The organism is Pseudomonas sp. NY15356 (assembly GCF_048068175.1).
Lineage (GTDB): Bacteria > Pseudomonadota > Gammaproteobacteria > Pseudomonadales > Pseudomonadaceae > Aquipseudomonas > Aquipseudomonas putida_K.
Window position 1 is genome coordinate 1 of sequence record NZ_JBLUPW010000082.1, and the last position, 555, is coordinate 555.

Here is a 555-nt window from a genome sequence, read left to right on the forward strand (position 1 = left end):
GGCGCGCCGCTGGCGACGACCAATGCGGCCGGCGTCACCTCGCTCACCGACTATGCCATCAACGGCGCGGTGGCCCAGACACGCCTGGCGTACATGGAGCAGGGCAGCACCAAGGAAACTGTCACCCTGACGGCCATCCAGTACCGGGCCGACGGCGTGGTGTTGTCGCAAACGGCGGGCAATGGCGTCATCGACCGCTATGAATACGACCCCAAAACCCAGCTTCTGAGCCGGCACCTGACCGAGCGCCCCGAGGGGCATCCCAAAGGGCCATTGGTCATTAGCGACCTGCACTACCGCTATGACCCGGTGGGCAACATCATCAGCCTGGAAGACCAGGGGGCCGACCCCACCTGGCACGCCAACCAACAGGCCACCGGGCTGCGCGAATACACCTACGACACCCTGTACCGCCTCGCCAGCGCCACGGGCCGGGAGCGCACGCCGGTGGCCCGCTACTACGGCGCCGAGGCCTCGTCGGGCAGCGCCTGGGCGCCTTACAGCGAGCACTACACCTACGACGACGGCAACAACCTGACGACGATCCGCCACGTC

The 555-nt window shown here is 67.2% G+C and carries 1 pseudogene; it reads left to right on the forward strand.

Going from position 1 to position 555, the window contains the following annotated elements:
• Window positions 1–555, forward strand: a pseudogene (locus tag ACNFCI_RS24005) (hypothetical protein); the annotation flags it as partial.